Origin of the sequence: Bacillus sp. SH5-2, assembly GCF_008368905.1 — a bacterium.
GTDB classification, from domain to species: Bacteria; Bacillota; Bacilli; order Bacillales; family Bacillaceae_G; genus Bacillus_A; species Bacillus_A luti.
In genome coordinates, this window is sequence record NZ_QOSD01000020.1 from 130,759 (window position 1) to 154,820 (window position 24,062).

24 protein-coding genes, 1 pseudogene and 2 riboswitches are annotated in these 24,062 nt (G+C 35.8%); of the genes and pseudogenes, 17 read left to right on the top strand and 8 right to left on the bottom strand.

The window, feature by feature from the left end:
* Positions 1 to 23: 23 nt before the first annotated feature.
* The 7 genes from pstB to glcK all read left to right on the top strand — a co-directional run bounded on the left by pstB (position 24) and on the right by glcK (position 6,575).
* A complete protein-coding gene (pstB, locus tag DN410_RS15720) occupies positions 24 to 839 on the top strand; it encodes a phosphate ABC transporter ATP-binding protein (RefSeq protein WP_000226681.1) in 816 nt (271 codons plus the stop codon).
* A gap of 171 nt (positions 840 to 1,010) precedes the next feature.
* On the top strand, positions 1,011 to 1,667 hold the full coding sequence (phoU, locus tag DN410_RS15725; RefSeq protein ID WP_149177588.1) for a phosphate signaling complex protein PhoU: 657 nt from the start codon (positions 1,011 to 1,013) through the stop codon (positions 1,665 to 1,667).
* Positions 1,668 to 2,011: 344 nt separating this feature from the next.
* Positions 2,012 to 4,366, top strand: a complete 2,355-nt coding sequence (locus DN410_RS15730) for a sugar phosphate nucleotidyltransferase (protein WP_149177193.1) — start codon at positions 2,012 to 2,014, stop codon at positions 4,364 to 4,366.
* Between the two features lie 69 nt (positions 4,367 to 4,435).
* Positions 4,436 to 4,585, top strand: a complete 150-nt coding sequence (gene rpmG, locus DN410_RS15735) for a 50S ribosomal protein L33 (RefSeq protein ID WP_001265616.1) — start codon at positions 4,436 to 4,438, stop codon at positions 4,583 to 4,585.
* 105 nt (positions 4,586 to 4,690) lie between these two features.
* A complete protein-coding gene (locus DN410_RS15740; RefSeq protein WP_149177194.1) occupies positions 4,691 to 5,269 on the top strand; it encodes a 5-formyltetrahydrofolate cyclo-ligase in 579 nt (192 codons plus the stop codon).
* 102 nt (positions 5,270 to 5,371) lie between these two features.
* Positions 5,372 to 5,572: a YqgQ family protein gene (locus tag DN410_RS15745; RefSeq protein WP_000253699.1), complete on the top strand. Its 201-nt coding sequence runs from the start codon at positions 5,372 to 5,374 to the stop codon at positions 5,570 to 5,572.
* Between the two features lie 19 nt (positions 5,573 to 5,591).
* Positions 5,592 to 6,575: a glucokinase gene (glcK, locus tag DN410_RS15750; RefSeq protein ID WP_149177195.1), complete on the top strand. Its 984-nt coding sequence runs from the start codon at positions 5,592 to 5,594 to the stop codon at positions 6,573 to 6,575.
* Between the two features lie 78 nt (positions 6,576 to 6,653).
* Here glcK and DN410_RS15755 read toward each other — a convergent pair whose 3' ends face one another.
* Complete coding sequence (locus DN410_RS15755) at positions 6,654 to 6,827, bottom strand: DUF2759 domain-containing protein (protein ID WP_000524846.1); 174 nt, start codon at positions 6,825 to 6,827, stop codon at positions 6,654 to 6,656.
* 170 nt (positions 6,828 to 6,997) lie between these two features.
* On the opposite strand from DN410_RS15755, the gene DN410_RS15760 reads away from it, so the two are divergent.
* Together DN410_RS15760 and DN410_RS15765 are read left to right on the top strand one after the other, a co-directional pair.
* Entirely contained in the window at positions 6,998 to 7,627 is a 630-nt protein-coding gene (locus DN410_RS15760; protein ID WP_149177196.1) for an MBL fold metallo-hydrolase, read from the top strand.
* 9 nt (positions 7,628 to 7,636) lie between these two features.
* Positions 7,637 to 8,749: a class I SAM-dependent methyltransferase gene (locus tag DN410_RS15765; RefSeq protein WP_149177197.1), complete on the top strand. Its 1,113-nt coding sequence runs from the start codon at positions 7,637 to 7,639 to the stop codon at positions 8,747 to 8,749.
* Between the two features lie 149 nt (positions 8,750 to 8,898).
* Here the strand turns inward: DN410_RS15765 and DN410_RS15770 are convergent, their stop codons facing one another.
* From DN410_RS15770 to metI, 4 genes are all read right to left on the bottom strand, one after another.
* A complete protein-coding gene (locus DN410_RS15770) occupies positions 8,899 to 9,189 on the bottom strand; it encodes an ArsR/SmtB family transcription factor (RefSeq protein WP_000894377.1) in 291 nt (96 codons plus the stop codon).
* A gap of 435 nt (positions 9,190 to 9,624) precedes the next feature.
* Positions 9,625 to 10,137 (bottom strand): cysteine hydrolase family protein, encoded by a 513-nt coding sequence (locus DN410_RS15775; protein ID WP_149177198.1) that lies wholly within the window; start codon positions 10,135 to 10,137, stop codon positions 9,625 to 9,627.
* Positions 10,138 to 10,306: 169 nt separating this feature from the next.
* Positions 10,307 to 11,470, bottom strand: a complete 1,164-nt coding sequence (gene metC, locus DN410_RS15780) for a cystathionine beta-lyase (RefSeq protein WP_149177199.1) — start codon at positions 11,468 to 11,470, stop codon at positions 10,307 to 10,309.
* Positions 11,467 to 12,579, bottom strand: a complete 1,113-nt coding sequence (gene metI / locus DN410_RS15785) for a cystathionine gamma-synthase/O-acetylhomoserine thiolyase (RefSeq protein WP_149177200.1) — start codon at positions 12,577 to 12,579, stop codon at positions 11,467 to 11,469. Before metI ends, metC begins: the two co-directional genes overlap by 4 nt.
* A gap of 93 nt (positions 12,580 to 12,672) precedes the next feature.
* Positions 12,673 to 12,782: riboswitch (SAM riboswitch) on the bottom strand.
* A gap of 202 nt (positions 12,783 to 12,984) precedes the next feature.
* Positions 12,985 to 13,094: riboswitch (SAM riboswitch) on the top strand.
* A gap of 70 nt (positions 13,095 to 13,164) precedes the next feature.
* On the opposite strand from metI, the gene DN410_RS15790 reads away from it, so the two are divergent.
* The 6 genes and pseudogenes from DN410_RS15790 to DN410_RS15815 all read left to right on the top strand — a co-directional run bounded on the left by DN410_RS15790 (position 13,165) and on the right by DN410_RS15815 (position 20,851).
* Positions 13,165 to 14,997, top strand: a complete 1,833-nt coding sequence (locus DN410_RS15790; RefSeq protein ID WP_149177201.1) for a bifunctional homocysteine S-methyltransferase/methylenetetrahydrofolate reductase — start codon at positions 13,165 to 13,167, stop codon at positions 14,995 to 14,997.
* A complete protein-coding gene (gene metH, locus DN410_RS15795; RefSeq protein WP_149177202.1) occupies positions 14,997 to 18,395 on the top strand; it encodes a methionine synthase in 3,399 nt (1,132 codons plus the stop codon). Before DN410_RS15790 ends, metH begins: the two co-directional genes overlap by 1 nt.
* 18 nt (positions 18,396 to 18,413) lie before the next feature.
* Positions 18,414 to 19,472, top strand: a complete 1,059-nt coding sequence (murG, locus tag DN410_RS15800) for an undecaprenyldiphospho-muramoylpentapeptide beta-N-acetylglucosaminyltransferase (RefSeq protein WP_149177203.1) — start codon at positions 18,414 to 18,416, stop codon at positions 19,470 to 19,472.
* Positions 19,473 to 19,567: 95 nt separating this feature from the next.
* Positions 19,568 to 19,828: a DUF3966 domain-containing protein gene (locus DN410_RS15805; RefSeq protein ID WP_000817964.1), complete on the top strand. Its 261-nt coding sequence runs from the start codon at positions 19,568 to 19,570 to the stop codon at positions 19,826 to 19,828.
* 93 nt (positions 19,829 to 19,921) lie between these two features.
* Positions 19,922 to 20,282, top strand: a pseudogene (locus DN410_RS15810) (nucleoside 2-deoxyribosyltransferase).
* 80 nt (positions 20,283 to 20,362) lie between these two features.
* Positions 20,363 to 20,851 (top strand): hypothetical protein, encoded by a 489-nt coding sequence (locus DN410_RS15815; RefSeq protein WP_149177204.1) that lies wholly within the window; start codon positions 20,363 to 20,365, stop codon positions 20,849 to 20,851.
* 25 nt (positions 20,852 to 20,876) lie between these two features.
* Here DN410_RS15815 and DN410_RS15820 read toward each other — a convergent pair whose 3' ends face one another.
* Positions 20,877 to 21,188 (bottom strand): hypothetical protein, encoded by a 312-nt coding sequence (locus DN410_RS15820; protein WP_063222956.1) that lies wholly within the window; start codon positions 21,186 to 21,188, stop codon positions 20,877 to 20,879.
* Positions 21,189 to 21,440: 252 nt separating this feature from the next.
* Between DN410_RS15820 and DN410_RS15825 the strand changes: the two genes are divergently transcribed.
* Positions 21,441 to 21,656, top strand: coding sequence for a DUF3912 family protein (locus DN410_RS15825; protein WP_149177205.1), 216 nt, complete (start codon positions 21,441 to 21,443; stop codon positions 21,654 to 21,656).
* An 87-nt stretch (positions 21,657 to 21,743) separates the two neighbouring features.
* Positions 21,744 to 22,136 (top strand): hypothetical protein, encoded by a 393-nt coding sequence (locus DN410_RS15830; RefSeq protein WP_149177206.1) that lies wholly within the window; start codon positions 21,744 to 21,746, stop codon positions 22,134 to 22,136.
* Positions 22,137 to 22,211: 75 nt separating this feature from the next.
* Here the strand turns inward: DN410_RS15830 and DN410_RS15835 are convergent, their stop codons facing one another.
* The gene (locus DN410_RS15835) at positions 22,212 to 23,606 is read right to left on the bottom strand and encodes an L-cystine transporter (protein ID WP_149177207.1); all 1,395 of its coding nucleotides are present in this window, start codon (positions 23,604 to 23,606) and stop codon (positions 22,212 to 22,214) included.
* A 107-nt stretch (positions 23,607 to 23,713) separates the two neighbouring features.
* Positions 23,714 to 23,956: a DUF2626 domain-containing protein gene (locus DN410_RS15840; RefSeq protein WP_000440717.1), complete on the bottom strand. Its 243-nt coding sequence runs from the start codon at positions 23,954 to 23,956 to the stop codon at positions 23,714 to 23,716.
* Positions 23,957 to 24,062: the final 106 nt, after the last annotated feature.

A 24,062-nucleotide genomic window follows, 5' to 3' on the forward strand; every position in this document is an offset into this window, starting at 1 on the left:
AAGTGGATGAAAGGGGAATTCAAATGGTAGCAACAGTAGTAAATGTACAGGTGAAAAACGAAGAGAAAATTGAGACTGCACCAAAGAAAGTAGTATTTGATACGAAAAACTTAAATTTATGGTACGGGGAAGATCATGCTTTAAAAGATATTAACTTAAGTATTCATGAGAATGAAGTTACAGCAATTATCGGTCCAAGTGGTTGTGGTAAATCAACGTACTTAAAAACATTAAATCGTATGGTAGAGTTAGTACCGATCGTTCGAACTACAGGTGTAATTGAATATAGAGAACGCAACATATTTGATAAATCATATCCAGTTGAAGAATTACGAACGCATGTAGGAATGGTATTCCAAAAGCCAAATCCATTTCCAAAATCTATTTATGAAAATGTAGCATACGGACCGAAAATCCATGGTATTCGTGACAAAAAAACATTGGATGAAATTGTTGAAAAAAGTTTACGTGGAGCAGCGATTTGGGATGAGTTGAAAGATCGTTTGCACGATAATGCATATGGTTTATCTGGTGGACAGCAACAACGTTTATGTATTGCACGTTGTTTAGCGATTGAGCCAGACGTTATTTTAATGGATGAGCCAACGTCGGCGTTAGATCCAATCTCAACATTAAAAGTAGAAGAACTAATTCAAGAGTTAAAGAAAGACTTTAGTATTGTTATCGTAACGCATAACATGCAACAAGCAGCTCGTATTTCAGACAAAACTGCTTTCTTCTTAAGTGGAGAAGTTGTGGAATATACAGATACAAACAAATTATTTACGACACCTTCAGATAAACGAACAGAAGATTATATTACAGGCCGATTTGGTTGATGTCGCTAGCAAGGCTAAGAGTAAATGCCCTCTTAACAGAGGGTATTTCTTATTTTTACCTCATTTAAATAGAGAATGAATACTTCTCCTATCTTAAAGCATATTACAGGCGTAAGGGGCTACGTAGGGGATTTATATATAATGGCACATAATATTGAGGGGGAAGAAACAATGGTAAGAGAACAGTTTCAATGGGATTTAAAAACGTTACAGCAAAAGGTAATTGAGCTGGGTGAGCTAGCGAGAGAAGCTTTATTACTTGCGATGGAAGGTTTGCATACAAGAGATGTAGAGAAAGCGTTAGAGGTTATAGACGGTGATTATCGTATGGATAATTTAGAAGAGGAAATAAATGATCTTGCACTTATGCTTATTACGAAGCAACAGCCTGTAGCGAGTGATTTACGAAGAATTTTTATTTCAATTAAAACAGCAACAGATTTAGAGCGTATTGCAGATCATGCTGTAAATATTGCGAAATCTACAATTCGTCTCGGGGAAAAAGAAGTGACAGTTAGTTTGCAAAATCTTGACGAAATGTTTGAGAGTGCTCATAAGATGTTAAATTTGGCATTAGAAGCATATGAGCAAGAAAATTTAACTATTGCAAAACAAATTGCTGAAATGGATGATTCAGTTGATGAAATATATGGAAAGGCAATCCGTGAATTTATATCTTCAATTCCGAAACAACCAGAAACAATTACGCAAATTACACAGTTATCCTTTGTGGCAAGATACATTGAGCGTGTAGCAGATCATATTACGAATATTGCTGAAAATGTATTTTATTTAGTAAAAGGAAAGCATTATTTATTAAATGAATAAATAAAAAAAGCAGGTGAAACATCATCTGCTTTTTTTAGTCAAAACATGACAAAAAAAGCTCGTTGTTTCCTTTAGTTTATGATGATAAGATGTATCATAATGTAATCGAAAAATTAGTACGTATAGGTTGGTTACATAGTGAACATTATTTTACTAAGTTAATAGTAAGCGCTTTCTTTTTTGGTGGAACATAAAAGGTACATTTATATAAGAAGTCTTAATCAGCGTTTTCCCCCAGTGGTGATTCGTTGAAACAATTAAACTTAAGCTAGTTAATGCGGGGTAGAAAATATACATAACGTATATGAAGTTACTGAACATTATATAAGTGGAGGCTGAAGTATATGAAGGGGGTTATTTTAGCTGGAGGAAAAGGAAGACGCCTTAGACCATTAACATGTAATACTCCAAAACCGATGTTGCCATTATTAGAAAAACCAGTATTGGAATACAATATTGAATTATTACGTCAGCATGGTATTCGTGAAATCGCAATTACAGTTCAATATATGAGTACAGCCATTAAGCAATATTTTGGTGATGGTAGTAAATGGGGAGTAAATTTGTACTATTTCGAAGATTCTCCTCCGCTTGGAACTGCCGGAAGTATTAAACAAGCGGAAAAATTTTTAGATGAAACATTTGTTGTGATAAGCGGGGACGCATTAACTGATTTTCAATTATCAGATGGAATTGCGTTTCATGAACAAAAGAAAAGAATGGTAACTATGTTTGTGAAGGAAGTAGAAAATCCACTTTCCTTCGGTTTAGTTGTAATGAACAAAGAACAAGAGGTGACACGATATATAGAAAAACCGAGCTGGAATGAGGTAGTCTCTAATATTGTGAACACAGGGATTTATATTATGGAGCCACATATTTTTTCTTACATACCGCCTAAGCAGTTTTTTGATTTCAGTCAAGATGTGTTTCCGTTATTGGCAAATAAAAACGCGTTATTTGCCTATTTATCAGAAGGTTATTGGTTAGATATCGGTACATTTGATCAATATCGCCAAGCACAATTTGACTTGTTAACGAAAAAATTGCAAGTACCTATTCCGTATACGGAAGTGTTACCGATGGTATGGATGGGAGAAGGTGTGACGATTGGGAAGGGAACGAAAATTCATGGGCCGTCTTTTATTGGTGCAGGAGCAACGATTGGTGCAGGAGCTGTAATTGAGCCCTATTCTATTATCGGAAAAAATAGTGTTATTTCAAGTTATTCTCATCTTCAAAAAAGCATTGTTTTTGCAAATACGCACATTGGAAGGTATTGTGAGCTATTAGAAACGACAATAGGAGAGCACACAATAGTTGAAGATGATGTCACACTGTTTCAACGAAGCATTGTAGCGGATCATTGTCATATAGGGAAAAGTACGATAATTAAGCAAAAGGGAAAACTATGGCCTTATAAGGCGATTGATAGTCATTCGATCGTAGCATCGGCTGGTGTGCAAGAAAGTGAAAAGAGTGCAGGATGGTTACAAAAAAGTCGCATTGTAGGAAGAGGTAATGTTGAGATTACTCCTCAATTCATTGTGAAGGTTGCGATGGCGTATGGATCTCTTTTTGCGAAAGGGGAAAGTATATTAATTGGAAGTCAAGAAAATATCGAGACAACTTCTTATAAAAATTTATTCCTTCATGCTATTCATGGTATCGGGATTCATACGATGGAATGCAAAGAAATGAACGAGTCACTTTTTCAATATAGTATTCAAAATTTGCAATGTGCAGGTGGGGTTTTCGTTCAAGTGGAAAATGAGAATGAGGTTGTTATAAAGTTGTATGGTAAGGATGGAATGCTGTTAACGTATAAGCAGCAAAAGGCGATAGAGCAAGTATATATGTCTGAGTCGTTTTATTACGTATGTGAGAAAGAAATGGGACGAAATAATTTGGTCCACGTTTCGTTACAGGATTATATAGAAGCAGTATTAGAGCACATTGATATTGAGAAAATACAAACACAGAAGTTCCATCTTTTAATTAATAAGAGAAATGATATGTTACAACAGTTACTTATGCTCTTTCTGCAAAGGCTTGGGTGCACAGTTACATGGATTTATGCGGGGGAACAAAAAGATCATGTGAAAGCTTTGATGAAATCAAGTAAAGCAAATATGGCACTTATGTTTTCAGAGCAGGGAAATTATTTTGAGTTATATGATAACCATAGTAATATTTACCAAGGTACAGATTTTGAAGAAGTAGATATTCCAGATTTATTACTTGAATCAACAGGAAATATTTACCCGATGTCTTTGAAATTAGGAGAGTGTTACCTACTATTTTATACGCATGATGAAAACAAGTCTTTTCAAGTAAGATGGAAGCGAGATATTTTATACCGAATTGGAAAATTATTCGAGTTAATAGCACTGCAAGGAAAAACGTTTCGCAGCATAGTAGAGCAATCCCCTCCGCTCTATTTACTTTATGATGAAGTTGTATGTTCATGGAGTGAAAAAGGGAAAGTAATGAGGAAATTATTGGCTGATATGGAAAGGAAGGAAGAAGGGATATTTGAAGGAGTACAATTCAAATATGCAGAAAAAGAGTGGTCGTATATCGTTTCTGACATAAAACAACCAAAATTTTTAGTGTATTCACATGCTAGAAACCCAGTGATAGCAAGGGAAAACATGAAAAATCTTATAGAAAAAATTAGACAATATCAAAAGGTGTAGAATTTTTATTTTAAAAGTGGTATTATAGTATAGTCTGATTTAAGTTATTAGTACTGGAGGGAAATAAGAATGCGTGTGAATATTACTCTAGCATGTACAGAATGCGGAGATCGTAACTATATCTCAAAGAAAAACAAACGTAACAACGCTGAGCGTATCGAGCTTAAAAAGTATTGCAAGCGTGACAAGAAGTCTACGTTACACCGTGAAACAAAGTAAGCAGTAGGAATATTTTCCTACTGTTTCTTTTTTTTATTCGATTCCTAAATTAAAAGTGATACACTATCATCGTAGAGCAAAGTATCACTGTGAGGGGGAGAATGTGTGAAAGAAGAGAAAATACGTTTGCGTAAACAAATAATAGAGCACATGAATTCTTTATCAGAAGAACAGTATACAACTTTATCAGAGCAAATTGCAGTTTCGTTGTATGCGCAAAAAGAGTGGGTTGAAGCTAAAACAATTGGTATCACTCTTTCAATGGAAAATGAAGTGAATACATATCCTATTATCGAAAAAGCTTGGGAAGAAGGAAAGAAAGTTGTTGTTCCGAAGTGTAATAAAGGGACAAGAACAATGACCTTCCGTCAAATTCGTAATTTTGATCAATTAGAAACTGTGTATATGAATTTACGTGAACCGATTCCGGTGCTTACGGAAGAAGTGGATGCGGATGAAATCGACCTTCAAATCGTGCCAGGTGTAGCTTATACAGAGCGAGGAGAGCGGATTGGATATGGCGGTGGCTATTATGATCGTTATCTCTTGCACTATAAAGGGAAAACGCTATCATTAGCTTATGACTTTCAAATGGTACAACGCATTCCAGTAGAGCCATTTGATAAAAATGTAGAAAAAATTATTACAGAAAAAGGAACAATAGTCATAAATGGGCTTGTATAGACAAATAAAAATTGACGAGACTTTTTATTCTTGATTATAATAAAATATGTGAACGTTTTCTTATTATAATTTTTATAGTAAGTGAGCATAGAGGGTGATGAAATGGTATCTATTTATGATATTCAGCAATTGCTAAAGAAATTTGGTACGATTATTTATACGGGTGATCGAATTGCGGATTTACAATTAATGCAAGATGAATTGCGTGAATTAAATCAATCACAGCTAATCGATCCACAGGACTATCAAACAGCTTTATTTTTATTGAAGCAAGAAATTCAAAAAGAGCTAAATAAGAATTAGATAAAGGTAGGTAAGCAACATGGAAGAGAAATGGTTAGTTGGTGTTGACCTTGGTGGTACAACGATTAAATTAGCAATTATTAATGTGTACGGTGAAATTTTACATAAGTGGGAAATCCCTACGAATACAAATGAGCAAGGAAAACATATTACACTTGATGTAGCGAAAGCTATTGATAAGAAGTTAGAAGAGTTAGGCGAATTAAAAAGTAAGTTAATCGGTATTGGTATGGGAGCTCCTGGTCCTGTACATGTGGCATCTGGAATGATTTATGAAGCGGTTAACTTAGGGTGGAAAAACTATCCATTAAAAGATTTATTAGAAGTAGAAACAGGATTACCTGTTGTGATTGATAATGATGCAAACTTAGCAGCGCTTGGTGAAATGTGGAAAGGTGCTGGCGAAGGAGCAAAAGATTTAATTTGTATGACACTTGGCACAGGTGTTGGCGGTGGTGTAATCACTAATGGTGAGATTGTACACGGCATAAGTGGTGCTGCTGGTGAGATTGGACATATTACAGTCGTTACAGAGAATGCTTTCCCATGTAATTGCGGAAAGTCTGGTTGCTTAGAAACAGTAACATCTGCAACAGGTATTGTACGTGTTGCTATGCAAAAAATACAAGAGACTGATAAAGAGAGCATGTTACGTTCTATGTTAGCAGAAGAAGGGCGTATTACATCAAAAGATGTGTTTGAAGCGCATGGCCAAGGTGATGAACTAGCGGGTGAAGTAGTAGAGAAAGTAGCTTCTTATTTAGGATTAGCTGTAGCGAACCTTTCTAGTACGTTGAACCCAGAGAAAATTGTTATTGGTGGAGGCGTATCTAAAGCTGGAGATGCACTATTAGAACCAATTCAACGTTATTTCGAGCAATATGCATTCTCACGCGCTGTAAAGAGCACGAAGTTAGCTATTGCGACACTTGGTAATGATGCAGGTGTTATCGGAGGAGCTTGGCTTGTAAAAAAGCACAAATACGAAGCGAAGATGATATAAGTTGTGAAATATAAAAAGGAAGGGGAAGCCCTTCCTTTTTTTGTGCAAAATCTTGATGAAGAATAACATGTACATGAATTAAGCTGCTGGAGGGTACCCGTTATAGAGAACAGTCATAATCGTAAACCATCCGAAAACGAGTACAGTTGCAATTGCAAAGCCGCCCGCGAAAAAGTTCTTCTCGCGAAGTGTTCTAAGCGTAGCAAATACAGCTAACAGAGTGACAAGCGCAAAAATAATAACAAGGCCCATACTATATCCTCCTCTGTCTACCCATTCCTTAATATGAGTTTTTAGAATATTTACTCTTTTATATTGTACATGTTTTAAAAATGATTGTCGAGATAACATCCTTTCTTTTCCTCAGAGAAAGAAATGTTGTATCATTAAAAGTAAGTTTAATAACTGGAGGAGATTTTCATATGAAATGGACACAAATGCCGTTAGGCCCATTACAAACAAATGCTTATATTTTAACGAACGATCAAAATGAGTGTATTATCTTTGATCCTGGTCACGAAGGAGAAAAGCTCGTGACATATTTGCAAGAAGAACAAATAAAACCGCTTGCGGTTTTATTAACACATGCTCACTTTGATCATATTGGTGCTGTCGATGCGGTAAGAGACGCTTTCCATATTCCTGTATACGTACATAAAGAAGAAGCAGATTGGCTAGGGGATGCAACTGTAAATGGCTCTCAAATTTTTATGATGAACCGCAGTATTACAGCCAAACCAGCCGATCATATTATTGATGCAGAAGGTGCGTTAACAATTGGTTCATTTAGCTTTGAAATCTTTGAGACGCCAGGACATTCTCCAGGAAGTATTTCTTATTATTGTAAAGAAGCGAATGCGGTGTTCTCTGGAGATGTATTATTCCAAATGAGCATCGGAAGAACGGATTTACCTGGTGGAAGTTTTGCTGAATTAATTGGAAGTATTGAAGAGAAATTATTTGTATTACCAGATGAAACAGCGGTGCTATGTGGACACGGTCCTGAGACAAGTATCGGTTTTGAAAAAGAAAATAATCCATTTTTACAATAAGGAGTCATGATGGGGATGGAGCTCATTTTAAGAGAATGGATGGGGAAAGAGAAAGATTATTCCATTTCATATAGTACGTATATGAACCTTGTATTATATACAGAAGGACATGGCTATTATATGAAAGAACGTGAAAAGATTGGAAGACAAGGGGATTTTTTTACAAGTAGCAACGTATCAGCTGTTTTTGCAAAAACCTTTGCTAAGTTTTTTATTCGTCTTGTGGAAAACGGTGAAGTTGCTCCAAATATTTGTGAGATCGGTGGGGGAACAGGAAAGTTTGCCTATGATGTTTTACAAGAATGGAAGCAACTATCTCCAGAAACCTTTATGGATGTAGGCTATTCAATAATCGAAGTGAGCCCTTTTCATAGAAAATTACAGCAGGAAAATCTTCTTTCATTTGATAATGTGTCGTATTATACCTCCTATAATGAAATGGGAGAATCATTTGAAGGGATCCTTTTTTCCAATGAGTTATTTGATGCATTTCCTGTTGAAGTAATTGAGAAGAGAAATGGAATGTTGTATGAAGTACGTATTACATACAATGAAGAAGGGAATCTTGCGGAAGTATGTAGACCTTTAGAGAAAAGAATCGGCCGATATTTACTGAAATATAACATTCATATTGCTGAAGGGCAGCGTTTTGAAGTGCCGATCGCGATGGAAGGGTATATAAAAGAAATTGCGAAATGGTTTCGAAAGGGAATATGTATTACAGTTGATTATGGCTACACAAAAGAAGAATGGATGCACCCTGCACATCGCGAAGGCAGTTTACGAGGGTATTATGAGCATAAGCTAATACGTAATCCTTTAGCATACCCAGGTGAAATGGATCTGACTACTCATATTCATTGGGATGAGCTGAAGGAGATTTTTAGCCTGCAAGGAATGAATGTAGTATGGCATAAAAAGCAATCTGAATTTTTGCTAGCGGCAGGAATATTAGAACAGCTTACGAGTCATCAAGATCTGGATCCTTTTTCAGAAGCTCAAAAACAAAATCGAGCAGTCCGTTCTATGATTTTGAACGGAGGATTAGGGAGTGCTTTTGATGTTGTGATACATACGAAAGATATGCAACATTTACAGTTGAATCAGTATGTGACAATATAAAAAACAAGACACAGTATATATTTCTGTGTCTTGTTTTTTAATACGACCGTTAATTATGTAGCATCATATATTTTCTCTCATGATATATATATATTAAAGATATGAGATGAAAAATATAGAATACGTTCTTTTTCTCTGTCTATTAGTCCCTAACCTAATAATACGCGAACGAGTTGAATAATTGTTTCGTTTTCTACTTTGTAGTAAATTTCTAATCCTTTTCTTTCACTAGAAACGATTTTAGCACTTTTTAACTTTGCTAAATGCTGTGAAATCGTAGATTGTGGCATGTTTAAGCCAGTGTACATTGTAGAAACGTTGCTTGGACCACGCTCGATTAATCCTTTTACGATACATAAACGAACAGGATGAGCAAGTACTTTCAATAATTCTGCGTTGCTTTCATATAGTTCTAATTCTTTTTGAAAGGTTTCTAACATGTTCTTTTCCACCTCCGTGTGAGCTGTTATACCATACTATACATACCAAAAAATTAACGAAAAGAAAACAGTTGTTGCAGAAAAAAATTCCTAAAGTAAAGAAATTGTAAGAAAAGAGACTCGGATGTAAATAAAGTAGATAAAATTGCATGGTTTTGTAAAATGACATTTTTGGGTGAAAATTTCGATGCGTTTTAAAAATTGAAAGATATAGATATATTTGTAACACAATCTTATCATGATTTTCTTATTCTTTCAAATGAATATACTAAATTTTTAAAATAATATGACAAAGGAATTATAATGATATATATAGAATATAAAACAGGTTAAAAGAAAAGAAGCTGAATGTAGTCAGCTTCTTTATAGTGATAATGAAATGTTTGAATGTAGCTGATAAATTTTAAAAGTATTAAGACATTGGGGTTATGTATTTTAGTGTTCATCTTTCATTAATTTTAGAAATCTGAGATTCCACATATTCTCATAAAACTCAATTGTTTCTTTTGCGGACATGAATGGATTATTTAACGTTGAGGTTGTTTTCTGTACCATGAAGTTTTCATATCCCAGTCCGTGAGCAAATTTAATTGTAGCATCCATACAGTACTCTGTTTGGGCACCACAAAACTCAATACGATGTACAGATAATTGATCTAAAATCTCTTTTAAGTTTGTTTTATAAAATGAATTTGCATGTGTTTTTCTTATAAAAAAATCTTTTTCTTGAACATCTAGATCGGCATGTATAGCCCAAATCTCTTTTTCAGGTACTAAATCATCATCACAATGTTGAACGAAAAGAATTGGTTTATTTGAGTTTCTGTATGAAGAAATTCTGTTATTTACTTTTGTAAGTAAGTTTTGTAAGTCAAATAAATGCTCTTCGCTATAACATACCCCATTTTGTAAATCGATAACGATTAAAATATCTGCACAAGTATTCATTATTTTTACCCCTTTTTTAATTCTTAATATATCAATTAATCCATTACTTGGAAATAGATAATGAACTTTTATTTTTTATGAACTATACAGACAGAACAGCATTAAAATGAATATGGTAGATAGCATAAATAGAAGATATGAAAACTTAATTTCATATCTTCTGTTTGTCCTATGCATTTACAGGTTCTTCTACATAAGAAAGGGCATTTTCGAAATCGGATATTAAATCATTAACATTTTCCAGGCCGACGGATAACCGAAGTAATGAATTGGAAATACCTCTTTCATCACGAGCTTCTTGCGACAGTGCTGCATGTGACATTTTAGCTGGGTAGGAAAGGATCGATTCGACAGCTCCTAAACTAACTGCAAAAACAGGTAATTTTACTTTTGATAAAAATTGGCGGAGTGCATCTTCTGACTGCAAAGTAAATGATAAGACCGCTCCAGCTGACGTCGCTTGTGATTGCTGAATATCAAAACCAAGATGTGTTTGTAATCCTGGATAATAGACATTTTGAACTTTAGCGTGATCTTGTAAATAATGTGCAATTTTATTGGCGTTTGCAGCTGAATGCTCGAGACGTACATGCAATGTTTTTAGACCGCGAAGCACGAGAGAGCAATCTTGTGGTCCTAAAATAGCACCAAATGCATTTTGTAAAAATCCAAGTTTTTGAGCGAGTTCAGCATCTTTTACGACTGCTAATCCGGCAGTAACATCACTATGACCAGCAATAAATTTTGTAGCACTATGCAGAACGACATCGGCGCCAAGGTCAAGTGGCTTCTGGAATAAGGGTGTCAAAAATGTATTATCAACAAAAGTGAGAGCGCCAACAGATTTTGCGAGTTTAGAAACTTCGCGAATATCTGTCACTTTTAAAAGTGGATTAGAAGGTGTTTCTACATAAAAGAGCTTCGTATTTGGTTTAATGTTTTGCTTTATTGCTTCTACATTTGTCATATCAACAAATGTATGTGAAACACCATAACGAGAGAGCACTTCAGTTATAATTCGGTAAGTGCCTCCATATACGTCTTCTGAAATGAGTACGTGATCGCCTTGTGAAAGTAGTAGAAAAGCAGTAGAAATAGCTGCAATGCCGGATGCGAAGGCGAATCCCTTTGTTCCCCCCTCTAATAAAGCGATAATATCTTCAAGAGCTTCACGAGTTGGATTGCCTGACCTGCTATAGTCATATTTTCCGAACGTATCTACATCAAACTGGTGAAATGTAGATGTGTTATAAATGGGAACGTTAACAGCACCAGTTTGCGCGTCATGTTTATATTGATTGTGAAGTAAGAGTGTATCTATAGAATAACTCATATTCTTACACCTTCTTTTACAATTTTAATGGCTTGCTTTAAGTCTTGAATTAAATCATTACTATTTTCAATGCCAACGGAAAATCGAAGAAGACGATTGCATACACCGTTTGCTGTTCGAATTTCTTCAGGAATATCAGCGTGTGTTTGTGTTGCTGGATAAGTCATTAAACTTTCTACACCACCAAGACTTTCAGCAAATGTGATTAAGGATAAAGATTGTAAGAATGGATTGATCCATGTTTCATCTTGTAGACGAAATGAAATCATACCGCCTCTTCCTGGGTAAAATACATCTGTCACACCGTCTTCATCATTTAAATAAGCAACAACAGCTTTCGCATTTTCTTCATGTTGTTTCATGCGAAGCGCTAACGTTTTCATACCACGAATTAATAGCCATGAGTCAAATGGGCTTAAGACAGCACCGGATGCATTATGATAATGAGCGATTTCCTCACAAAGTTCCTTTCCTTTTGCAACGACAAGTCCGCTTAGTACATCGTTATGACCACCTAAATATTTCGTTGCACTATGAAGTACGATATCGGCACCTTCTGTTAATGGCTGCTGTATATAAGGCGTGTAGAATGTGTTGTCTACAATAAGAAGTAGTCCGTGTCTTTTGGCTACAGTTGCGACAGCCGCAATATCAGTAACTTGCATTAATGGATTAGTCGGAGTTTCTATGAAAATAGCCTTCGTTTCAGTTGTGATAGCTTGCTCAATTTGTTTAATAGATTGTGTATTTACGTATCTACATCGAACGTTCCACTTTTTTTTATGCTCAGAGAATAATCGATAAGTGCCCCCGTATAAATCTTCGGATACAATAAGTTCGTCTCCAGAGCGGAATAGGGAAAGGACAAGAAGAACGGCTGCCATCCCTGAACTACAGGCATAACCTTGTTCGCCATATTCTAAGTCTGCGATTGCCTGTTCTAAAAGACCACGAGTTGGGTTGCCAGTTCGTGAATAGTCAAAACCAGTAGATTGACCAATCCCTTCGTGACGATAAGCGGTTGAGAAATAAACAGGTGGATTAACAGTTCCTGTTGTAGTTTCGCTACGATTTCCGATTTGTGCTAGTTTTGTTTCGATAGTTGACATGTAAAAATTCCTCCTTTTTAAATTAACAATTATGTGAATATAAAATAAAAAAAGCCTTCTAAGAAGAAGGCTTTCGGTTTGAATAGAGTCTTCTTCTCATCTGTCAAATCGTTCACAATTTGCTGGAATTAGCACCTTATTAACAAATGTTAATGGTTGCTGAGGCGTCATAGGGCCAGTCCCTCTACCTCTCTAGATAAGAATGTTCGTATGAAATTTTATTATGGTTTTAACTTTACAACAAAAGATAATTGAATTGCAACTTTATTTTAAATAATTTTTATTTTTCCACAAGTATCATTGACTTTTCTATTTGTGCATGCTAAATTTATTAAAAAATTAACAAACATTGTTAAAAGGAGAACGCATTTCCTTTTAGCTACATAAATAAAATATATAGACAAACTCTTATTGAGAGCGGTGGAGGGAAAGGCCCTGTGAAACCCGGCAACCTTCAAACAGTATGTTTGAAACGGTGCTAATACCTGCAAAACGAATGTTTTGCATAATAAGAGGCGGAACAATTATGTCCCCCTCTTCACGGTGAAGAGGGGGTTTTTATATTGATAGAAATGAGGGAGATTCGTGAAATTATTAGATTTATTATCAAAAGGAATTGTAATAGGTGATGGTGCGGTTGGAACGTTATTGCATTCACATGGTTTGCAAAGTAGTTTTGAAGAATTAAATGTATCTGATCCGGATTTAATTATATCGATTCATAAACAATATGTAGCTGCTGGTGCAGATGTGATTCAAACAAATACGTACGGAGCAAATGAAGCGAAATTACGTATGTATGGTTTAGAAAATCAAGTTACTGAAATTAATAGGGCAGCAGTAAAACTGGCGAAAGCATCTGTAACAGAAAAAAATGCAATTTTAGGAACAATTGGAGGTATGAAACATATCGGAGCTGTTACAACGACTGATATGGAAAGGGAGTTTATGCTACTTGAGCAGGCAGGTGCTTTACTAGAGGAACAGGTTGATGGACTGCTATTAGAGACTTTCTATGATGAGTTTGAATTACTTCATGCTGTTAAGGTGTTACGACAACAAACGAATATTCCCATTGTAGCTCAATTAGCGTTACATGAGGCAGGTACGACTCAAAATGGAAATGATGTAAATGAAATATTAAAACAGCTTGTAGATTATGGTGCAAATGTTGTTGGATTGAATTGCCAACTAGGACCACTTCATATGACAGAAGCTTTGAAAATGATATCGATCCCTCAAAATGGCTACTTGTCAGCATATCCGAATGCAGGTCTTCCGAATTATGTGGAGGGGCGTTACGTATATGAGGGAAGCCCAGCTTATTTTGAAGCGATGGCACCGAAATTTATTGAGCAAGGTGTTCGGTTATTGGGTGGTTGTTGTGGTACTACTCCAGAACATATTGAAAGTATGAAGCGTGCTACTCTAAATGTTACACCTGTAATAGAAAAGGACACGATTCAAAGACCAAAAGTAGTTCATACACACGAGAAACGTTCGAAAGCCCACGTTACTTTAGCAGAGAAGGCAAAGAAACAAACGACAGTTGTAGTGGAATTAGATCCACCGAAAACGTTAGACACACAGCGGTTTTTTGAAGGGGCAAGAGCGCTGAAAAGAGCTGGAGCGGACGCTATTACTCTAGCAGATAATTCATTAGCATCGCCTCGCGTTTCGAATATGGCGATGGGTGCATTATTAACGAAGCATGATATTCCAGTATTAACGCATTTAACGTGTAGAGACCATAACGTCATTGGACTACAATCTCACTTACTAGGTTTATCGGCTTTAGGTATGGAAGAAGTGCTAGCTTTAACTGGTGATCCAGCACGCGTTGGTGATTTTCCAGGTGCCACTTCTGTATATGATTTGTCCTCTATTGAGCTCATTAAAATGATTAAAGAAATGAATGATGGACGTTCTATTTTGGGGAAATCAATTGGTCCAGCAACAAGGTTCTCGGTCGGAGGTGCGTTTAATCCGCATGTAAGGCATTTAAAAGCAGCAGTAAAACGAATGGAACGAAAAATAGATGCTGGAGCAGAATACTTTTTAACGCAGCCGATTTATGATGTTGCCTTAATTAAAGAAGTATATGAAGCGACAAAGCATTTGGAACAACCTATTTTTATTGGGATTATGCCGTTAGTAAGTAAGCGGAATGCAGATTTTCTGCATTTTGAAGTGCCTGGTATTACTCTCCCAGAAGAGATAAGACAAAGAATGGATGGACATGAAACGAAAGAGGCAGCTATAGAGGAAGGGATTCGTATTTCACAAGAGTTAATCGATACGGCGATGAAATACTTTAACGGTGTTTATCTTATTACACCATTTTTAAAGTATGAAATTACAGAGCATCTCGTGAAATATGTAAGGGAAAAGCAAGAAGTGAAAGAGGGTATTAATTGATGAAGTGTATAGAAGAAAGATTGCAAAATAACATTTTAATATTAGATGGTGCAATGGGGACAATGATCCAACAAGAGGACTTAACTGCGGAAGATTTTGGGGGAGAAGAGTACGAAGGGTGTAATGAATATTTAGTAGAAACAAGACCAGATGTTATTTTAAAGATTCATAAAGCCTATATTGAAGCTGGAGCTGACATCATTGAAACAAATACATTTGGTGCGACGAACATTGTATTAAGTGATTATGAGTTGTCTCATTTAGATGAAGAGCTAAATGAAAAAGCAGCACTCTTGGCGAAGCAAGCTGTTACAGAAAGCGGGAAGGAAGTATATGTGGCAGGTGCGATGGGGCCGACAACGAAAGCGATTAGTGTTACTGGTGGGGTAACGTTTGAAGAACTAATTGAAGCCTATACGCGGCAGGCGAGAGGATTGTTGAAGGGAGAAGTTGATGTATTACTCGTTGAGACGAGTCAAGATATGCGTAATGTGAAGGCTGCTTATATTGGAATTCAAGCGGCCTTTGACGAACTAAATAAAATTGTACCTATCATGATTTCGGGAACGATTGAGCCAATGGGAACAACTCTGGCTGGGCAAACAATCGAGGCTTTTTACTTATCGATAGAACATATGAAGCCATTATCTGTTGGATTAAACTGTGCGACTGGCCCGGAGTTTATGAGAGACCATATTCGTTCACTATCTGATTTGTCGGAGTGTTACATTTCTTGTTATCCAAATGCAGGTCTTCCTGATGAAGATGGACATTATCATGAATCTCCATCTTCTCTCGCTGAAAAAGTGAAGCGATTTGCCGAGGAAGGATGGGTTAATATTATCGGTGGTTGTTGTGGTACAACACCAGAACATATAAAAGCAATGAAATCCGCACTAGCATCGCTTAAGCCTCGTGAACATCATGAACGAGAAGGTCATGGGGTTAGTGGGTTAGAGGCACTGCAATATGATGACTCTATGAGACCATTATTTGTTGGTGAAAGAACAAACGTTATTGGATCACGTAAATTTAAAAGATTAGTAGCAGAAGGGAAATTTGAAGAGGCTGCTGAAATCGCTAGAGCGCAAGTGAAGAAAAATGCTCATATTATTGATATTTGTATGGCGGACCCGGACCGCGATGAAATAGAAGATATGGAAAACTTCTTGGCAGAAGTTACGAAAGTGTTAAAAGTACCGATTATGATTGACTCAACAGATGAAAATGTGATGGAGCGAGCTCTTACTTATATTCAAGGAAAAGCTGTTATTAATTCAATTAATTTAGAAGATGGAGAAGAGCGATTTAAAAAAGTGACACCGCTTCTTCGTAAATATGGTGCTGCAATTGTAGTTGGAACAATCGATGAAGACGGCATGGCAGTAAGTGCGGAAAGAAAACTAGAAATTGCGAAAAGAAGTTATGAGTTATTGACGACGAAGTATGGTATACGCCCATCAGATATTATTTTTGATGCACTTGTATTTCCTGTAGGTACAGGTGATGAAGAATATATTGGCTCGGCGGCCGCGACGATAGAAGGAATTCGCCTTATTAAAGAAGCATTACCAGAGTGTTTAACGATTTTAGGTGTAAGTAACATATCATTTGGTTTGCCACCAGCTGGCCGCGAAGTATTAAATTCCGTCTTTTTATATCATGCAACGAAAGCAGGGTTAGATTACGCAATTGTGAATACGGAAAAATTAGAACGCTATGCGTCAATTCCAGAGGAAGAAAAACGCCTTGCAGATGCATTATTATTTGAAACGACGAAAGAGACGTTGGAAGAATTTACAAACTTTTACCGAGTCGCGAAAAAGAAAGATGTCGTTGTGCAAGAAACGTTAACTCTTGATGAACGACTAGCAAATTATATTGTGGAAGGTACGAAACAAGGGTTACACGAGGATTTAAGTCTTGCACTTGAAGAAGGAAGGAAACCTCTTGATATTATTAATGGTCCACTTATGACAGGAATGGATGAGGTGGGACGATTATTTAATAATAATGAATTGATTGTTGCTGAAGTACTGCAAAGTGCTGAAAGTATGAAAGCAGCTGTAAGTTATTTAGAGCCTCATATGGAATCTAGTGACAGTGCGAAAAAAGGGAAAGTATTATTAGCGACTGTTAAAGGGGACGTACATGATATTGGGAAAAATCTTGTTGAAATTATTTTATCAAATAACGGATATGAGATTATTAATTTAGGAATCAATGTACGTTCGGATCGGATTGTTCAAGAAGTACAAGAAAAGAAGCCTGATATTATAGGTCTTTCTGGCTTGCTAGTAAAATCCGCACAACAAATGGTAACAACTGCTGAGGATTTAAAAGCGGCAAATATCGATATTCCAATTGTTGTAGGCGGGGCAGCGTTAACGAGAAAATTTACAGATAATCGAATTTCTCCATCCTATAAAGGGCTCGTATGTTATGCGAGCGATGCGATGACAGGTCTTGATATTATTAATAAGCTTCAAAAAGAAGAAGAGCGTGAGAAGATGAAACAAGATAAAAAAGAACGTCATCTTCATATTGTAACAAAAGAAGAGAAGAAAGTAGAAATTCCAGCAGTAATTGAGCCCTTACCGAAGGCAGAGGTTATCGTGCCTGATTCAACAAAACGAATTGTGTTACGCGATATTCCAGTTGCACATCTCGCTCCATTTTTAAATAGACAAATGCTACTTGGACATCACCTTGGATTAAAAGGAAGTGTGAAGAAGCTTTTGCGAGAGGGAGATAAAAGAGCGCATGAATTAAATGATTTAATAGACGAATTATTGCAGGAAGGACAATCTTGGTTAAAGCCAAAAGCTGTGTATCAATTTTTCCCAGCGCAAAGCGACGGACAAAACATTGTAATATATGATCCAGAAGATCATACGCGTGTTATAGAGCGTTTCACATTCCCAAGGCAAGGAAAAGCACCATATCGTACTTTAGGTGATTATTTGCGACCGGTTGGAGATGAGATGGACTATGTTGCTTTCCTATCTGTTACAGTTGGGGAAGGCGTTCGGGACATTGCTGAAGAGTGGAAAGCGAAGGGTGATTATTTACGCAGTCATGCCATTCAATCGTTAGCGCTTGAACTAGCAGAAGGACTTGCTGAAAAGACACATATGCTTATTCGTGATCGCTGGGGTATTCCAGATTCACCAGAACTGACGATGGAAGAACGTTTCCGTACAAAATATAGAGGGATACGTGTGTCCTTCGGTTATCCAGCATGTCCAGAACTTGCGGATCAAGAAAAATTATTTCGCCTTATTCACCCAGAAGAAATAGGTATTTCATTAACGGAAGGATTTATGATGGAGCCAGAAGCATCTGTAACAGCTATGGTATTTTCTCACCCTGAGGCAAGATATTTTAGTGTATTATAGTGTAGAAGGGGGAGACGTATGAAAAAAATAGTCTTTACAGGTGGCGGTTCAGCAGGGCATGTAACACCTAATTTAGCCATCATTCCACATTTACAAGAACAGAATTGGGATATTTCTTACATTGGTTCTCATCAAGGAATTGAGAAAACAATTATAGAAAAGGAAGGCATTCCGTACTATAGTATTGCAAGCGGAAAGCTACGCCGTTATTTTGATTTGAAAAATATAAAAGATCCTTTTCTTGTAATGAAGGGTGTTATGGATGCGTATGTAAGGATTCGAAAACTAAAACCGGATGTGATTTTTTCAAAAGGTGGTTTCGTATCTGTACCAGTCGTAATTGGAGGATGGCTAAATAGAGTACCAGTTTTATTACATGAATCTGATATGACGCCAGGACTAGCAAATAAAATTGCGCTCCGTTTCGCTTCGAAAATATTTGTTACATTTGAAGAAGCTGCGAAACATTTACCGAAAGAAAAAGTAATTTATACAGGATCTCCTGTACGTGAAGAAGTACTAAAGGGAAATCGTGAAAAAGGTTTAGCGTTTTTAGGTTTTTTACGTAAAAAGCCGGTTATTACAATTATGGGAGGAAGTTTGGGCGCAAAGAAAATTAATGAAACGGTTCGAGAAGCGTTACCAGAACTTCTGAAAAAGTATCAAATTGTTCATCTTTGCGGAAAAGGTAATCTTGATGAAAGTTTACAAAATAAAGAAGGATATAGACAATTTGAATATATACATGGAGAGCTGCCAGACATATTAGCGATAACAGATTTTGTTATTTCACGTGCGGGCTCTAATGCCATTTTTGAGTTTTTAACATTGCAAAAGCCGATGGTTTTAATTCCATTATCGAAATTTGCGAGCCGTGGAGATCAAATACTAAATGCAGAGTCTTTTGAAAGACAAGGATATGCTTCCGTATTGTATGAAGAAGATGTGACTGTGAAAGCACTTATAAAGCATGTCGAAGAATTAAATCAAAATAATGAGATATACAAAACAGCATTAAAAAAATATAATGGAAAAGAAGCAATTAAAACAATCATTCAACATATTTCAGAGGCATGATGAAACAATCATGTCTTTTTTAGTAGGATGAAAGATTCCAAGAAATGATATTTTTATGTTACAATAACAAATGGTTAATAGGGAAGTTCCAATTAATGAAGCGTGAAAATACGAATGGATTAGGAGTGACTGTGTTGGAGCTAAGTCTCTATGAAAATACTGCACTTATTATATGCTTTGTGTTGTACGTTGGTAGTGTTATTGTTTATATTTCAAGGAAATTTTCGCAAGAAAGAGAACTTGAAAAATCAGAAATAACAGCTGAACTAGAAATGTTAGCTGATGAAAGTTATAAAAAGCAAAAAATAAAAGAAGATCATGAAGCATCCCATCATTTAAACGCAAATAAGTTTTAAAGGTGGGGATTTTTTTTGAAGTCGTTTTTTATTATGTGTATAGCAAGTAACGCTAAAAGGAGTTTCCCATACATAATCAAGGAGTGTATATAAATGAATTTTTATATCGCCTCAGGATTCAAAAATAAACATCTTGTTCGTTCGATAGCAAATGAACTAAAATGTGCAGGATGGTACCATACATATGATTGGACAAGAAACGAAAGAGCAGTTGAGAGAAATTGGTCAGTCAGAAAAGAATGCTATTAAAGAAGCCGATGTTTTTCTACTTATATTAGATGGCGGAAATGGAAGTCATACAGAGTTCGGAATGGCGATTGCGCTAGAGAAAAAGATATATGTATATCATGAAGGAAACCCGTTGCAAACAACGTTTTATCATTTGCCAGAAGTAAATATTTTTGAAGGAGATGCAGCTGAATTTGTATCTCATGTTATGAATCATGTGAAATAATAGTAACTGCCTAAAAGGTTATAAAAGTGATCTTTTGGGTACAGTGATGATAAGAAACGTATATAAAGGAGTTACATAATATGAAATTAGAAAATGGATGGAAAACGAGCTTTTTAGAAGTCGTACAAAAGAGTGAATTTAAGAAAGATGCGCTTCGTAGTCAATTGCTTTTTGCAGATAGCGAAGAAGTAGAAGAGCTTGTTGATGATTATGGATACGAAGAGATTATTGAACGCGAACATGACGATGAATTAGCAGAAGTTTTAGGTGAAGAACTGTTCAGTGAGATGGAGAGATACGTATTTTTATCTTCACAACCAGAAGAGAAACTCATTTCATTTGTAAATGGATTAGGTTTTCATGTGCTAGATTGGATTGTGCTTCTTGAAACAGAATTTGGCATTGATAGTGCACACTTTACGTCGGACGCCGTGAAAATGTTAGAAAAGCGCTTTAGACAATTTCCATACATAGAGGATAAGACAATTTTTGATATGACATTTGGAGAAGCCATGGATGTATTAGAGTCCATTACAGGATTACAACTGAAAGAAAAGATGAATGTATAATGTAAAAAAAGAACGTGGGCTTTTTTTACATTATAATAATTTTGTCATCTAGTTTTGTTTGTCCGCTAAGAAGTGCGTTTAAATATTCCACTTTTCTTATACAGGCTTGTATATGTCTTTCAACCTCTTGTAATTCCCCTTGGTGATGCGTTTCAATTGGGTGAATTTGTACGTTGAATTTTTCAAATTGACTACTATATGTTATTTCTGCATAGCCGCTCATAATATCGGTTTCGTTATGAAATAAAAATTGCTTCGTTTTGTCACAGAATGATACATCTTGAAATCCATATACTTTTAATGCTTCAATTACTTTTTTAATCATTTTTGTATTCATTTTTTAACCCTCTTTACGAAGTTCTACTTATGTATTATAACATAAAAAATTACATAGAAAGCGCTTCCAAGTGTATTTTATTATAAACTTTACGTTTCAATCATAAAAATGAAACAAAGAAAAAATAATTGTAAAGAAGGAAGGACTCTTTTATTGTTTTGTCATATATATAGAGAAATAGTGCAAGGAAAGGAAATTTTCCGAAGTTGAGTTCGTATTTCCAATTTGAGCGCAATAAAAGAGGTGAGGATCTTGAACTTTGATATTGTAGGACAAAAAGCATATATAAAAGATGGGCCATATCGGAACCGAATTGGAATTGTAAAGAAAAATGAAGAACAAGAAAGCCCGCACTTTGCTATCGTAATTGGAGAGCAAAGTGTTGAGGTAGAGCTAAAGGATATCGTATTAGTTGGAGTAGACGTAGGACAATTTCATACATGGTGCGAGCAAAATGGTTATTTGTAAAAGGGACGGGCTGTGAGATAATGAAATCTATTTGAGAAAAGAGAATATGTTATTGTATTCTCTTTTTCTATGTGTAAGGAGACAAAGATGAAGTATAAAAAACAAGATTTTACATTGGAGCTAAAAGAGAAAATTCAGTGTATGGAGAAGGAAATAGAGCGAATATCATTTCAACTTTTTGGAGAGTATTCATATTTGTATATAGAGAAAAATATGAAATTAGATATGGGACTTGTTAAAGGTAAAGAGCATCCCTTTGAGGTGGGTTACTATTCATCAGTTGCGATAGCTGTATTAGATGAAGAACAAGAGATGATTGGATTTCATAACATTTCAATTTGGAAATGCGAAAGCATCTTTTTAGGAATACCAATTCAATCAAACATTTTGGGAAGTAAGAAAGTAGGAGAACTTGTTGATGAATCTTGTTATGAGATTGAGGAAGAGTTAAAAGAGCAACTAAAAGAATACTTGGAATGATAATTCTCAAGATACGATGTATAAAGGGAGAACGGAATAAAAAGACGCTAACAATTGTATGTTAGCGTCTTTTTATTATGAAGCAATTTCACCAGTTTGTGTATCATCTTGATTGTACGTATCTTGATCTAATTCACCAAGCCATTTACTAGAAATAAGGCCTGCTGTCATAGAGCCACTTACGTTAAGAGCTGTACGACCCATATCGATTAATGGCTCAACTGAGATAACAAGAGCAACAATACCGATTGGTAAGTTCATTGTAGATAGTACGATTAATGCTGCGAATGTTGCACCGCCACCAACGCCGGCAACACCGAATGAGCTAATTGCAACGACAGCGATTAAAGTTAAAATAAATTGTGGTTGTAAAGGATCGATTCCTACAGTTGGAGCGACCATCATTGCAAGCATTGCTGGATAAATACCTGCGCAACCGTTTTGTCCGATAGATACTCCAAATGATGCTGCGAAGTTTGCAATCCCTTCAGAAATACCAAGTTTTTCTTTTTGTGCTTCAATATTTAATGGCATTGCACCAGCACTAGAGCGAGATGTGAATGCGAATGTTAATACAGGGAACACCTTTTTCAAATATTGAATTGGATTTAAACCAGATAGAGCAATTAATAATAAGTGGATAACGAACATTACGATAAGTGCCACGTAAGACGCTAACACGAAGTTACCAAGTTTTAAAATAGCATTTATGTCGCTACCAGCAACTGTTTTTGCCATAAGAGCTAATACACCATATGGAGTAAGACGTAAAATTAATGTTACCATACGCATTACAATTGCATATACAGCATCAAGCATTTTCTTAAATAGCTCTGCTTGTTCTGGATATTTTCGTTTTACACCTATAAAGGCTATACCGATAAATGCTGCGAATATTACAACAGAAATTGTTGATGTTGGACGAGCACCTGTTAAATCAAGAAACGGATTTGTAGGTAATAGTTCTAATAATTTATCTGGAATTGTTGTCTTTTCAATTGAAGTAAATCTTTCCTCAACTAATTTCAGACGAGCAGATTCTGCATCACCTTGTTGTAGGCCTGTTGCTGATACATCAAATCCTGCACTTGCAGCGATACCGACAGCTGCTGCAATTCCTGTAGTAAGAATTAAAATTCCGATAATAAGACCACTAATTTTACCAAGGTTTTTCGTTAATTGTAACTTTGTAAATGCTGAAATAATAGATACTAAAATAAGTGGCATAACAATCATTTGAAGTAATTTCACATAACCGTTACCGATTAAGCCAAACCAAGTATTCGATTCAATAATTACTTTAGAAGTTGGCTCATAAATAAATTGTAATATAAGACCGAATATAATTCCGACTCCTAAAGCAGTAAATACACGTTTATTAAAAGATACATGCTTACGTTGCATATAGTATAATACGCCAACTAAGATGAGCATGACTGCAACGTTAATTCCGACAAGCAGTGTATTCATGTCAATTCCCCCTAATTCCAATCTGTTATATAGAATATAAGGTAATAAAACCTATAAGTCAACTAGGAAATTGCGGAATTAAAAAAAAGATGGCAAAATGCCATCTTTTAATGTCCAGCCCCAGGGACAAGTAAAAACGTCGTGTAGTATGTAAATCCTATGAAGAAAACAGTTAAATATGCCCCGAATACGTATATATACATACGCTCTGTTAATTTTAAATAGCTTAAAAGTACGAAGAATCCTGTTTGTCCTAAAAATAGTAGTGCGGCCTGTTGCATATCCCCTACGTAAAACATAACCGAGAAAATTCCAGTCCAAAAGCCGAGAACGCGAAACATGCGCTCCATGCCATCTCCCTCCTTTTCTAAAAAAGTAAACCTCTCCTCATTATAGTTTATTTTTCTTACTATTGTAAATATTCGTTCATATAAAAAGAAGCCAATTATTATTGGC

Coding starts and splice junctions, on each gene's coding strand:
- phoU (WP_149177588.1), top strand. CDS start 1,011: ATGGTAAGAGAACAGTTTCAATGGGATTTAAAAACGTTACAGCAAAAG.
- DN410_RS15830 (WP_149177206.1), top strand. CDS start 21,744: ATGAAGTATAAAAAACAAGATTTTACATTGGAGCTAAAAGAGAAAATT.
- metI (WP_149177200.1), bottom strand. CDS start 12,579: ATGTCAACTATCGAAACAAAACTAGCACAAATCGGAAATCGTAGCGAA.
- DN410_RS15805 (WP_000817964.1), top strand. CDS start 19,568: ATGAAGCGTGAAAATACGAATGGATTAGGAGTGACTGTGTTGGAGCTA.
- DN410_RS15840 (WP_000440717.1), bottom strand. CDS start 23,956: ATGGAGCGCATGTTTCGCGTTCTCGGCTTTTGGACTGGAATTTTCTCG.
- metH (WP_149177202.1), top strand. CDS start 14,997: ATGAAGTGTATAGAAGAAAGATTGCAAAATAACATTTTAATATTAGAT.
- DN410_RS15745 (WP_000253699.1), top strand. CDS start 5,372: ATGGTATCTATTTATGATATTCAGCAATTGCTAAAGAAATTTGGTACG.
- DN410_RS15760 (WP_149177196.1), top strand. CDS start 6,998: ATGAAATGGACACAAATGCCGTTAGGCCCATTACAAACAAATGCTTAT.
- DN410_RS15755 (WP_000524846.1), bottom strand. CDS start 6,827: ATGGGCCTTGTTATTATTTTTGCGCTTGTCACTCTGTTAGCTGTATTT.
- murG (WP_149177203.1), top strand. CDS start 18,414: ATGAAAAAAATAGTCTTTACAGGTGGCGGTTCAGCAGGGCATGTAACA.
- DN410_RS15775 (WP_149177198.1), bottom strand. CDS start 10,137: ATGAATACTTGTGCAGATATTTTAATCGTTATCGATTTACAAAATGGG.
- DN410_RS15835 (WP_149177207.1), bottom strand. CDS start 23,606: ATGAATACACTGCTTGTCGGAATTAACGTTGCAGTCATGCTCATCTTA.
- pstB (WP_000226681.1), top strand. CDS start 24: ATGGTAGCAACAGTAGTAAATGTACAGGTGAAAAACGAAGAGAAAATT.
- metC (WP_149177199.1), bottom strand. CDS start 11,470: ATGAGTTATTCTATAGATACACTCTTACTTCACAATCAATATAAACAT.
- DN410_RS15770 (WP_000894377.1), bottom strand. CDS start 9,189: ATGTTAGAAACCTTTCAAAAAGAATTAGAACTATATGAAAGCAACGCA.
- DN410_RS15815 (WP_149177204.1), top strand. CDS start 20,363: ATGAAATTAGAAAATGGATGGAAAACGAGCTTTTTAGAAGTCGTACAA.
- glcK (WP_149177195.1), top strand. CDS start 5,592: ATGGAAGAGAAATGGTTAGTTGGTGTTGACCTTGGTGGTACAACGATT.
- DN410_RS15820 (WP_063222956.1), bottom strand. CDS start 21,188: ATGAATACAAAAATGATTAAAAAAGTAATTGAAGCATTAAAAGTATAT.
- DN410_RS15765 (WP_149177197.1), top strand. CDS start 7,637: ATGGGGATGGAGCTCATTTTAAGAGAATGGATGGGGAAAGAGAAAGAT.
- rpmG (WP_001265616.1), top strand. CDS start 4,436: ATGCGTGTGAATATTACTCTAGCATGTACAGAATGCGGAGATCGTAAC.
- DN410_RS15730 (WP_149177193.1), top strand. CDS start 2,012: ATGAAGGGGGTTATTTTAGCTGGAGGAAAAGGAAGACGCCTTAGACCA.